We start from the raw sequence: 11,948 nt of genomic DNA on the forward strand, positions 1-11,948 counted from the left end.
GCTTACGAATATGGAAAATAGAACAGGATTTCCTGCGAATGCATTACGCCTGTGTATTGATCGTAAGGATGAGGATATACACGGGCGACTCTATTGCATGGCAGGCGAGGAAGCAGTACGATTCGACAGCTTTATCACATTGTTTATGCTGGGAGAAGAAATTTTTGATTACCTTCATGTACCACAGGCATATCAGCAGAAACGCTCATTTCGTGAAGTGGAGGGTCATTTAGACAGTATTGATTGGACAGCCTGGGAGGAGCCTTTGAAAATATATGAACGGCATGGACAGCTTGCCACGTATGATATTGTTGTGCAAACGAGAAAGAAAACAAGCTGGCAGGGATTATTGAAAAATGAAGAAGGAAGCGTGCTTGCTACGTTTGGAAGTGATCTGGAATTACTGCATCTGCTGGAAGAAAATCTGTCTCATATGACAGTTTTGTGACGCTTTTCAGGTATACTTTAGATATAAAGGATAATCCAGGAGGTAGTATAATGGGAAAGCGTAAAGGAAATATGTTTGTAGTTGAAATCAAGGACACTGAAAACAAGACCTGGCAGGGCTCCATTACCTGGACTGATATCGGAAGGACTGAGTATTTCCGCAGTGCCCTGGAGCTGTTGAAGCTCATAGACTCCACTCTGGATATGGGAGAAGAAAAAGAAGACTGAAGAAACCGATGGTACGGGATGTTTCCGCCATCGGTTTTGTGTTATAATGGGAACGAAAAAACAAGAGGAGGAACTGTATATGAAAATTGCTGTAGCTTGCGATCACGGTGCTTTTGAATATAAGGAAATCGTGAAGGAAATGTTAACGGAAATGGGGCATGAGGTCGAGGATTTCGGATGCCATGGAAGTGAATCTGTGGATTATCCAGATTATGCAGGGCCGGCTGCACAAAGTGTTGCGGATGGAAAAAACGATAAGGGAATCGTTATCTGCGGTACAGGAATCGGTGTCAGTATTGCTGCCAACAAGATTAAGGGAATCCGCTGTGCGCTGTGCGGTGATCCGGTAAGTGCAAAGCTGACAAGGGAGCACAATGATTCCAATGTGCTTGCAATGGGACAGAGAATCATCGGTGTGGAGCTGATGAAGGAAATTGTCCGTGTTTGGATCAATACAGAATTTTCTCATGATGAGCGTCATCAGAGAAGAATTGACAAAGTAACAGCTTTGGAAAAATAACATGAAAAAGGCTGCAGGAATGCTGCTGTCCCTTGCACTATTATATTTATATGGATACCGTCTGAAGGAACGCGATGCGAAGCGTCCCTTTTACGGATGCTGGAAGTGTGGGGATACTGCTGTCCATATCCGACTTTCCGGGGCAGTTTCCATACAGCAGGAAAAGGGAATGTGCTATGGCTATATCAATCGCTGTCAACAGGATACTGCGGATTCCTATATGCTCGCTGTCAGGTTGCGCAAAGGCGATGTCATGCAGTATTGTTATATGGATGGCGAATTGCGGCAGATCGATGATGATGGCAGCGTCATAAATACATATCGCAAAGGGTGAGAATATGGCAAACTGGAATCCATGGCACGGCTGTCATAAAATAAGTGCAGGCTGTGCGCATTGCTATGTATATCGCATGGATGAATTGCATGGAAAAGAAACCGGTGTTGTCACCCGTGTGAAGGATTTCGACAAGATTATACGCAAGAATCGCAAAGGTGAATACAAGATAGCTTCCGATGAAATCGTCTATACCTGTTTTACCAGCGATTTTTTTGTAGAGGAAGCGGATGCATGGCGTGATGACGCATGGGATATGATCAGGCAGAGAAATGATTTGTTTTTCTTTATGATAACTAAGCGCATTGACCGGTTTATGGACTGTATTCCCGATGACTGGGGTAACGGCTGGGAGCATGTGGGAATTGCCTGTACGGTGGAAACGATGGAGCGGGCTGCATACCGTCTTCCCATTTACAAGGCTGCGCCGATCCGGCATAAATTCCTTGCCTGTGAGCCTTTATTGGAGCCGCTGGATCTAAGTGCCTGGCTGGACAGCGATATCGAAGAAATTATTGCAGGGGGAGAAAGCGGTCCGCAGGCCCGTGAATGCCGTTATGAGTGGATTTTGGACTTGCGCCGGCAATGTCTAAATGCCGGTGTCAAATTCTGGTTCAAACAGACAGGAGCTAATTTTGTGAAAGACAATGTTCGCTATCATATCCCGCGCAGACAGCAGCATCTACAGGCGAAGAAGGCGGATATCAATCTGAATCCTGAGATTATCATATAGGATAGGAGAAATGCATGCAGAAAATAAATACAAGACTTGTGAAAATGATGAAGGCAGTAGAGCTTATCATTGCTGTACTTCTGATGATTGCCATAGGAATATCCACATTGGCAACCGTATATTTTGGTGCGGAATCACTGATAGACCACAGCTTTCAACTCGAGTCGATTCTGGAAAAGGCACTGACGCTGGTTGTCGGTGTGGAATTTGTAAAGATGCTGATTCTGCATACGCCGGAATCAGTTATCGAGGTATTGCTTTATGCGGTTGCCCGTCAGATTATCATATCGCATGAGAGCGCAATGGAAAATCTGGTAGGGGTTCTGGCAGTTGCACTGATTTTTGTTGTAAAGAAGTACTTTCTTAATGCCGCAGGACAAAAGAAATGACATTATTGAAATATGTGGTAAAATAGAGGAATCAAACGGAGGTAAGCTATGAACGATAAGAGAATTCAGGAAGCTATTGAAAAAGAAGCAGAGCGTCAGCTGTATAATATCGAATTGATTGCATCGGAAAACTATGTTTCAAAGGATGTTCTAGAGGCAGCAGGAAGTATTCTGACCAATAAGTATGCAGAGGGGTATCCGGGAAAGCGGTATTACGGAGGCTGTGTACACGTTGATGAAGTGGAAGAAATTGCAAGAGAGCGGGCAAAGGAGCTGTTTCACGCAGAGCATGCTAATGTGCAACCGCACAGTGGTTCACAGGCGAATATGGGCGTGTATCTGTCTGTTTTACAGCCGGGTGATACCGTGCTGGGGATGAATCTGACAGCAGGCGGACATCTGACACACGGACATCCGCTGAACTTTTCAGGAACGCTTTACCGCTTTGTGGATTATGGGGTCACAAGGGATGCGGAAACAATCGATTATGAAGAAGTGCGTAAAGTGGCATTACAGGAAAAGCCAAAGCTGATCGTAGCGGGAGCAAGTGCATACCCAAGAGTGATTGACTTTCAGAAATTCCGTGAGATTGCGGATGAGGTAGGCGCATATTTCATGGTGGATATGGCACATATCGCAGGTCTTGTAGCGGCAGGAGAGCATCCTAGTCCTGTGCCTTATGCAGATTTTGTGACAACAACGACGCATAAAACACTGCGCGGCCCACGCGGCGGTCTGATTCTTTGTAAGAAGGAGCATGCCCCAATACTGGATAAAAAGGTATTCCCGGGTATGCAGGGCGGCCCGCTGATGCATATCATTGCGGCAAAGGCTGTCTGTCTGCAGGAAGCGATGCAGCCGGAGTTTAAGGATTATGCAAAGCAGGTCATTGCGAATTGTGCTGTTATGAGCAATACGTTAAAAGAGGAAGGCTTTCGCATCGTCAGCGGAGGAACGGATAACCATCTGATTCTTGTAGATGTAAAATCCTCTCTTGATATGAGTGGTAAGCTGGCAGAGAAGCTGCTGGATGAAGCGGGTATTACCTGTAATAAGAATACGATTCCTTATGAAACAGAAAAGCCGTTTGTGACAAGCGGAATCCGTCTGGGAACTGCTGCCATGACAACCCGGGGCTTCAAGGAAAATGAATTCCGCCAGGTTGCTTTATGGATCAGCCGTGTGCTGAAGCATGCAGATGATGCCGGTGTTCGTGAGGAAGTCCGCAAGGAAGTGCGTGCGCTTACCGTACAGTTTCCACTGCCAAATGAAAAATAAAATATAAAGAAAAAAGCAGATGATCTGCTTTTTTTTGCAGTTATGACCGTGAGGATACCATGTGATATATTGCGTTTTATTCATCCCTCATGTACATTGTACAGACTACGCGTTACTGCAGCTTGCTGTAGGTTTTTTTCAATTCTAGTAATACATCCACATGCTGGAAATCCTTTGGATACACAAGGTTGATTTCACGAATCATCGTGGAATTGGTAATCGGAATGGTTTTCAGTCTTCCTTTTTGCTCATCCTCCTTGCAGGCATTATGCGACATGATGGAAACTCCCATATTGCTCATAACAAGCTCCTTTATGGTTGCCAGAGAATCCGTTTCAATCAGTATGCGGTAATTGCGGATAGAGTCCCGCTGGGATTCCAGATAATTCTCAAAAATCTCTCTGGTACCGGCTTCCTTAGAGCGCAGAATGAAATTTTCATCCAAAAGCTCACGCATGGCTACACTGCTACGATTTGCCAGTGCATGCTCAGGCGCGACGATCAAACAGAGATAATCAGTATCCAGCAAAATGGAATGATACTTATCCGATGTCAGGCGGCCGTCGATGATTGCAAAATCTGCTTCATATAATTTGAGTTTATTATAAATATTATTTATGGAATCTGTAATCAGATTTATATGCACATCACTATGCTCCCGACAGTATGCGGCCAGAAGCTGGGGTATATAATACTCTCCGGCAGTCGGTGTTGTGGCGATATTGAAACGATGCAGGTTGTTCTTTGCGTCCTCAAGTGCCTGATGGGTATTGTTGTAAACCGCCATCATTCGATGGGCATATTTCACCAAAATCTCACCCTCCGGCGTTAAAATCAGACTTTTTTTACTTTTATGAAAGATTTTAATCTGAAATTCATCCTCCAGCAGCTTCATTTGATGACTGATCGCAGGCTGTGTCAGATGCAGCTGCTTTGCGGCTTTCGTATAGCTGCCACTTTCAATCAGGGTTAATAGAGAAACAATTTTTGTATCCAGCATCGTAACATCTCCTTATAATAAATTATATTGATATTTTGCTAAATAATTATAATTAGATTTTATCACTACTTTCACATATAATCAATGGTGTGAGGAGGGGTTATTATGATAGCTGAAATATTGAAGCACCAGGGAAATGCAGGTATCATCCTGTCGATTGCCATCATATTACTGGCTGGATTTCTCTGTACAAGAGTCACAAAAAAGCTGCGCTTTCCAAATGTGAGCGGCTATATCATATCCGGTATTCTGATCGGCCCCTGTGTATTGCATCTGATTCCAAGAGAAGTGATTGCAGGAATGGATTTTATGACGGATATTGCCCTGGCCTTTATCGCCTTTGGTGTAGGTAAATATTTTCGAAAGGATATCCTGTTAAAGCAGGGTGGAAAAATTATCACCATAACTATTTTTGAAGCGCTGACAGCTGGAGCCTGTATTACGATTGCAATGGTCGTATGCTTTCGACTGCCGTGGTCTTTCTCGCTCCTGCTCGGTTCCATCGGCTGTGCAACTGCACCAGCCTCTACAATTATGACCATACGGCAGTACCATGCAAAGGGAAACTTTGTGGATACCATACTGCAGGTAACTGCACTCGATGATGCTGTTGCCTTGATCGCATTCAGTGTCTGTACCGCCCTGGTGGAATTTATGCATGCGGATCAGGCATTGGAATGGTCGGTTATATTGCTTCCGGTTTTATGGAATATAATGGCAATCGTGCTTGCCGTTGTACTGGCATGGGTATTGCATCATATCATTAGTGAAAAGCGTTCCAGTGACCACCGTCTTGTCCTTGTCATCGCTGTAATACTGGCTCTGACAGGTATTTGCAGCTGCTTTGCGATATCGCCTTTACTATCCTGTATGGTACTTGGCGCTGTTTATATCAATCTATCCGGAAACAAGGATTTGTTTCGTCAGGTTAACGGGTTTACACCACCAATCACACTTTTATTCTTTGTATTATCCGGTATGCGGCTGGATTTGTATGCACTGGTTTCCTGCGGAGTAATCGGGATTGTGTATTTCTTCGTCCGCATCATCGGCAAGGCAGCGGGAGCCTGGACAGGTGCCAGGATATCACATGCCAGTACAGCGGTACGGCAGTATCTGGGACTGGCACTGATTCCACAGGCAGGCGTATCCATCGGTCTTGCAATTCTCGCTCAACGGCTGCTGCCTAGTACGGAGGGTACGATGCTGTCACTTATCATATTATCTAGTGCAGTCTTATATGAAATGATTGGTCCGGCCTGTGCAAAGCTCTCGCTCAAGCTGTCCGGAAGTATTGCGATTGAGAATACAAAGGAAAAAACAACTTTCCATCATGCCAAAGTACTATAGAGCTTTAAGTAATCCCAAAACCTATCATGCCTATAATTGCTTTCTGTATTCGTTGTTTCTTTCCTAGCATCAATTCAGGAACAAAACCTCATATTTCCCAGGGAATTAAAACCATATAATGTTATAATGGAGGTAGGGAAAGGAAACGATACATATGAGGATGAGCAAAAGAATATGTATAGCCGGACTCCTATGTCTGGCTGTAAGCGGCTGCAGTAAGCAGTCAACTGACACAGAAAAAGGGGAAGTCTTAAAAGAGCAGGATGTTTTGTTTGCAGAACTGAATGCCGCCTGTAAAAAGAGCACAGACCGAAAAAATCTGCAGATTGACTCGCAATATGCAGGCTTTACGGATTTGGATTGTCAGGATGGTGAGCTGGTGGAAATTCAATCAGCACCAACAAGAAACATTACAGCATATGATTTTGAGAATAACCGCAGTATTACACATTTTTATGCGATGGAAGCAGCCGATCCGCAGGCAAAGGATAGAATTGGTTTTGCATGGAGCTATTTGAATGGATATTATGTGGAGCTGAGCTTCCAGGAAGAAAAAGGAAACATAACATATAAGCCGACAAAGCGTGAGGACGGAATACGGAAGGAAGAAAATCCATATGTAAAGAAAAACTTTGAAGAAATCGTACGCGATATCGATAAGGAATACTTCCATATCACAAAGGATGTTAAGAAGGATGAAACCATCTACACGCTTACGCTGGCAGACAAGGAAAAAACAAAGCAGCGAAGCATCAGGGAGGCAGAAGAACGCGGTGAGGATATTTTAAACAGGAATGGCTGTAAACTGGAAAAAAATGAAACGATTGATCAAAGGATGATATACCATGTAGACCAAAAAGGATATTTAACATCAATTGATGCCACCATAACGGATCAGATTGATGACATAAAAAAAATTATTGCCTATACGGCATATTATGAAACCTATGATGATTTCTATATCAAACCATTTGAGGACGCATTAAAATAACCGTGTCCGTAAATCCTATATAAAAGAGCTGTCACGCAGATTTGCACATACCGGTGACAGCTTTTCTAATACATATCATTTATAAGCCCTTGCCATAAAACACGCCGAGTATTTCCTCAACCGTGGCGGCTTTTTGAATCCGCTCGATAAAATCCTCAGAGCTGATAAGGTGATAAAGATCCTTCAACAGCTTTTTCATCGTATCCTTTTGTTCAAAAGAAACCGCTGTGTATAAGACCACACTTACCATTCCATCGCGCCAGAGAATGGGCTCCTCCAGGGTAATGAGCACGATAGCAGTTTCCCTGACATATTTATCAGACCCGTGCGGTATCGCAATGCCGTTACCGATTTCTGTGGAGGACATCCTTTCTCTGTTTTTCACACTATCGAAGAACTCCTTTTCCACACATCCCTTCTTCAACAGGATGCGGTTAGCCTTTTCTAAAATTTCTTCTTTATTTTTATATTTCTGATGTACCAGAATCGTATCGGCACTGATCGCCTGAAGCAGATACTGAAACCGTGATTCCCGGACATCCCTGATCAGCGTTTCATAGGTTTGGGCAATTCTCTGGATGTCGCTGCTATCGGCAACCGGGGAAATCACAACTGAGGGAATATTGTCAATTCCCAAATCCATTGTTGAAATTATAAAATCAAAATGTCTGAGATATTCTTTCCGCAGATCATGAACGCTGATAAGCTCTATTACATCAAAGGTAGGCAGATGGATTTTAATCTGATTTTCAATCAGCATCGCATTCGCCTGTCCGCAATTATATACAATGGCTATTTTTTTAGAAAGATTATGGCGTTCCAGCGCAGCCTGAAAATGAATCAGTATAAATCCGATTTCATCATCCGATAAAGGAAAGCCCAGCTTTTTTTCCAAGCTGCTCGATGCCAGGGATACAACGGAAAACATGGCGGTATACTGCTGTTTGATCTGCATGATGAAGGGATGGGTAATTTTGATATTGTTTTTCAACCGTGCAATCATAGGAATGAAGTGCTTGGATAATCCTGTTTTTAATAGCTCATCGGATGAAAAATCGGCATTGAATATATCACCGATTGAGGTTATCAGTTCATGTACGGTTTCCTGGATCATGGGGGAATATCCGGCCTTTGCGCTTTGATCCTCATGATAAACACCGGAGAGACGAGCATTTACCCACCGTATATCTAAATCATTCACGGTAATATGATGAGAGTACTTCAGCCATTGTATGATTTCCTCTGTGATCGGATAGGTTTTCAATACATGAAGCTCTGTGACTACCGGTCTGGCAGGGGCTTCTGTTATCTCATATCCCTTTTGAATCCTTTGGATGAATATGGAATAGGATATAAAAATCTGTGCGTAATAGTTGGTATCAAGACGAAAGCCCAGCTTTTCCTGTGCGATATCAATCATTTTCTTAGCAATATCCTGTATATCATCCGTTATATATCTGGATAAAACCTTTCTACAGAGGTCAAGATCCATAATCTGATCCTGCTGCGTGGAGGACATCAGCTCCTCAAAAATAAATTTACGCTTTGCACTTCGGATTCGCTGTTCCTTTGCTTTGATGCTTGTACCGGACTTGCTGCGATCAAGAGATATATCCTGATGCTTCAGCTCTGCCTCCACCTTTTCCAAATCCTTCACGATTGAGGTTGAGCTTACACAAAATTCGTCTGACAGCTTACGAACAGAAATGCTGTCATCATACATTAACAGCTTTTCCATGATTTTCTTTCGTCTGCTTTCACTTGTTAAGGCTTCCCGTGTTTCCAGTAGCATGGATTTCTGAAGCTGGCTGATTGCGTGCTTATCCCCAGTCATCCGGATACCTACACCATGCTTGGAAACGATATCCAGTCCGTAATCCTTCATGTGATAGCGCAGCTCTGCTATATAATTTGAAATCGTTTTATTTGAAACCATGAGCTTTTCTGCGAAATAACTGGTTTTACGATAATCCGTTTCATTGAGTAAGAGCTTCAGAAATTTAGTAAGTGCAGATGTTTTCATATGAGTTCTCCTCCTGCATCATTAAGACAGAAACTTCCCTACTACATAATAGAATGAATTTACAGAAAAAGAAATAGCAATCTGCTTCTGTTCAAAGTAGAAAAAAAAATACACCTCTGTAATTCATGCAGTGCAAGAAAAAAACTGCCAGATATTGGTTACTCATAGACACACGGCTCAATTTGCTGTGTGTTTTTATTTCCACAAGTTGTGGAAGCCGGTTGGTATTTTAAAAAAAATTGCGTGACGATACAATGAGGACGTGGAAAGGAGTGGTCAAATGTTTGAACAGGAAATTGTTAAGGTATGTGACAGACAATTCCAAACAAAGAAGGAAATCATAGCGTATTTATCACAGCTCGCATTTGAAGCAGGAAGAGTTGATGATCCTCACAGCTATATGTCTGCGGTACTGCAGCGTGAGGAAACAGCCTCCACTGCTGTCGGCTTCGGTATCGCAATACCGCATGGGGAATCTGATGCTGTCACACAGACATTTGTAGCCTGCCTTCGGCTGAAGCATCCTGTCACATGGGATCATGATGTGGTTGATCTGGTTTTTATGATTGGTGTGCCACTGTCGAGCAGAAACAAAGAGCATCTGCGGATTCTGGCTATGCTGAGCCGCCATCTGATGAAGGAAGACTTCCGTAAGCAAATTCGGCAGGCAGAAAGTGATCAAGCATTTTATGAGTGTATTCAATTTTTAGAAAACGAACAATAAGGAGGATATTGGATATGAAAATTGTCGCAGTAGCTGCATGTACCATCGGTATTGCACACACGTATATGGCACAGGAAGCCATCGAACAGGAATGTAAAAAACGCGGATATGCTTGCAAGGTGGAAACACAGGGCGGTATGGGAATTGAGAATGAGCTGGATGAGGATGAAATCGCAGAGGCTGATGCTGTCATTCTGGCCATTGCCATCGGAATTGAGGGAGAGGAACGGTTTGAGGAAAAGGAAGAAGCAGGAAAAATTATTAAAATCGACCCCTCCGTTGTCATACGAGATCCTGCAGTAATTATAGATCAGGCAGAGAAATTATAAAAAAAGAGAGAGGAGAGAGCTTATGTTTAAAAATTTAGGAAAAGATTTGGTTAAGGCGTTTAATACCGGTGTGTCTTATTTTCTTCCGGCAGTCGTTATTGGCGGTGTGTTCCTGGCATTTGCACTTGCAACCGGGGAAGCAGGCAGTGATGGCATGAAGGTCACCAATTCCTTCATGCAAAATATCAATACCATCGGTTCTGCCGGTATGGCGATGATGATTCCGATGCTGTCAGGCTACATTGCTTATTCACTGGCAGGAAAGCCTGCCCTGGCACCCGGCATGATTGTAGGCTATATCGCCAACAACCCGGTCGGTGATAATAATGTTTCCACAGGCTTTCTGGGAGCTATGATTATGGGGATTCTGGTAGGGTATGTATGCAAATGGATCAAAAGCTGGAAGGTCGGCCCAACGATTAAATCCATTATGCCGGTATTGATTATCCCTATCGTATCAGCACTGATCTGCTGTCTGGCATATCTTTATATTCTGGTAGGCCCGCTGGGAGCACTAATGAAGGCATTGACCGGTATGCTGAGTGGTATGCAGGGAGGCAGTGCTATTCTTCTTGGTATCGTCATTGGACTCATGACAGCGTTTGATATGGGTGGCCCTGTGAATAAAACTGCTTCTGCATTTACCATGGCGCTTATGGCAGAGGGGCTGTATGGGCCAAACGGAGCATTCCGCGTTGCAGTTGCGATTCCACCTCTGGGACTGGCATTATCCACCTTTATATCCCGCAGAAAATATGATACTGCGGAAAAGCAGTTAGGTGTTACCAGTGCCTTTATGGGACTGATTGGTATCACAGAGGGAGCGATACCATTTGCTGTTAAGGATATCAAGCATGTGCTTCCTGCAATCATGGGGGGAAGTGCAGTCGGTGCGGGCTTGGCAATGATGCATGCGATTGAATGCTATGTGCCTCATGGCGGCATGATTGTAGTCGCCGCAACAAACAAGCCACTGCTGTATACACTGGATATGGCAATCGGTGTCATTGTGACGGCTTTGCTTTTGCTGGTACTGAAACCGAATATTGAGGATAAGGATAAAAAAAAGACCCCGGTATCACCAGCAGATCATGAAACAGCTGTGAAGTAGACGATATGATTCACGTTGTTATATTGGGCAGTGATGATAATAGGGCTGAATCGTATATAAACAACCATGCGGATACAAAGCGGAAGTTTATATGCATTGGGGATAAGAATGCAGATTATATAGTTAAAAGGGATATAAAAATAAAGGAAGCGGTATGCAAATGTACACATCTGTTACCGCAGCTAAAGCCACAGGATTGCCATGCGCTTGTGAATGCGGATGAACTTGTGTTGTGTGAGCATAAAAATCAGTTGAAGGTATATGCAGAGTATCTTACAGCCGTGTTCAGCATGCGAGCTAAAACAAATGCAGGGCAGCCCCTTGTAATCGTATATGTAAAGGAAATCACAGAAAATGTACAGGAGCTAATAACCATAGTGGGAAACAGTCTGCAGCCGGAGGCATACAACTGGTTTCAGAATATGGTCAGGTACAGGGAATATCAATAAATGAATCGTATAGAGCCAATATACATGAGAAAGGAAAAGGAG

14 protein-coding genes are annotated in these 11,948 nt (G+C 43.5%); 12 read left to right on the plus strand and 2 right to left on the minus strand.

Features of this window, described 5'->3' with window-relative positions:
* Window positions 1-10: 10 nt before the first annotated feature.
* The 6 genes from GKZ87_01030 to GKZ87_01055 all read left to right on the plus strand — a co-directional run bounded on the left by GKZ87_01030 (window position 11) and on the right by GKZ87_01055 (window position 3,929).
* Entirely contained in the window at window positions 11-448 is a 438-nt protein-coding gene (locus GKZ87_01030; protein QSI24180.1) for a hypothetical protein, read from the plus strand.
* 306 nt (window positions 449-754) lie between these two features.
* Window positions 755-1,195 (plus strand): ribose 5-phosphate isomerase B, encoded by a 441-nt coding sequence (gene rpiB, locus GKZ87_01035; GenBank protein QSI24181.1) that lies wholly within the window; start codon window positions 755-757, stop codon window positions 1,193-1,195.
* Window position 1,196: 1 nt separating this feature from the next.
* Complete coding sequence (locus GKZ87_01040) at window positions 1,197-1,529, plus strand: hypothetical protein (protein QSI24182.1); 333 nt, start codon at window positions 1,197-1,199, stop codon at window positions 1,527-1,529.
* 4 nt (window positions 1,530-1,533) lie between these two features.
* Window positions 1,534-2,262 (plus strand): DUF5131 family protein, encoded by a 729-nt coding sequence (locus tag GKZ87_01045; GenBank protein QSI24183.1) that lies wholly within the window; start codon window positions 1,534-1,536, stop codon window positions 2,260-2,262.
* A 14-nt stretch (window positions 2,263-2,276) separates the two neighbouring features.
* A complete protein-coding gene (locus GKZ87_01050; GenBank protein ID QSI24184.1) occupies window positions 2,277-2,651 on the plus strand; it encodes a transporter in 375 nt (124 codons plus the stop codon).
* A gap of 48 nt (window positions 2,652-2,699) precedes the next feature.
* Window positions 2,700-3,929, plus strand: coding sequence for an aminotransferase class I/II-fold pyridoxal phosphate-dependent enzyme (locus GKZ87_01055; GenBank protein ID QSI24185.1), 1,230 nt, complete (start codon window positions 2,700-2,702; stop codon window positions 3,927-3,929).
* Window positions 3,930-4,041: 112 nt separating this feature from the next.
* On the opposite strand, the gene GKZ87_01060 is transcribed toward GKZ87_01055, so the two are convergent.
* Complete coding sequence (locus GKZ87_01060) at window positions 4,042-4,929, minus strand: LysR family transcriptional regulator (GenBank protein QSI24186.1); 888 nt, start codon at window positions 4,927-4,929, stop codon at window positions 4,042-4,044.
* Between the two features lie 105 nt (window positions 4,930-5,034).
* Here GKZ87_01060 and GKZ87_01065 point away from each other — a divergent pair, with 105 nt between their 5' ends.
* Window positions 5,035-6,279: a cation:proton antiporter gene (locus tag GKZ87_01065; GenBank protein ID QSI24187.1), complete on the plus strand. Its 1,245-nt coding sequence runs from the start codon at window positions 5,035-5,037 to the stop codon at window positions 6,277-6,279.
* 160 nt (window positions 6,280-6,439) lie between these two features.
* The gene (locus GKZ87_01070) at window positions 6,440-7,270 is read left to right on the plus strand and encodes a hypothetical protein (GenBank protein QSI24188.1); all 831 of its coding nucleotides are present in this window, start codon (window positions 6,440-6,442) and stop codon (window positions 7,268-7,270) included.
* Between the two features lie 79 nt (window positions 7,271-7,349).
* On the opposite strand, the gene GKZ87_01075 is transcribed toward GKZ87_01070, so the two are convergent.
* Window positions 7,350-9,293 carry a PRD domain-containing protein gene (locus tag GKZ87_01075; protein ID QSI24189.1) on the minus strand — a complete coding sequence of 648 codons (1,944 nt, stop codon included), beginning with the start codon at window positions 9,291-9,293 and terminating at the stop codon, window positions 7,350-7,352.
* A gap of 280 nt (window positions 9,294-9,573) precedes the next feature.
* Here GKZ87_01075 and GKZ87_01080 point away from each other — a divergent pair, with 280 nt between their 5' ends.
* The 4 genes from GKZ87_01080 to GKZ87_01095 are packed head-to-tail and all read left to right on the plus strand — an operon-like array spanning window position 9,574 to window position 11,906.
* Window positions 9,574-10,017: a PTS sugar transporter subunit IIA gene (locus GKZ87_01080; GenBank protein QSI24190.1), complete on the plus strand. Its 444-nt coding sequence runs from the start codon at window positions 9,574-9,576 to the stop codon at window positions 10,015-10,017.
* A gap of 14 nt (window positions 10,018-10,031) precedes the next feature.
* Window positions 10,032-10,346 carry a PTS fructose transporter subunit IIBC gene (locus GKZ87_01085; GenBank protein QSI24191.1) on the plus strand — a complete coding sequence of 105 codons (315 nt, stop codon included), beginning with the start codon at window positions 10,032-10,034 and terminating at the stop codon, window positions 10,344-10,346.
* Window positions 10,347-10,368: 22 nt separating this feature from the next.
* On the plus strand, window positions 10,369-11,457 hold the full coding sequence (locus tag GKZ87_01090) for a PTS fructose transporter subunit IIA (protein ID QSI24192.1): 1,089 nt from the start codon (window positions 10,369-10,371) through the stop codon (window positions 11,455-11,457).
* A 5-nt stretch (window positions 11,458-11,462) separates the two neighbouring features.
* Window positions 11,463-11,906, plus strand: a complete 444-nt coding sequence (locus GKZ87_01095; GenBank protein ID QSI24193.1) for a hypothetical protein — start codon at window positions 11,463-11,465, stop codon at window positions 11,904-11,906.
* Window positions 11,907-11,948 lie beyond the last annotated feature (42 nt).

Source organism: Erysipelotrichaceae bacterium 66202529, assembly GCA_017161075.1.
In the GTDB taxonomy this organism is placed as follows: Bacteria; Bacillota_I; Bacilli_A; order Erysipelotrichales; family Erysipelotrichaceae; genus Clostridium_AQ.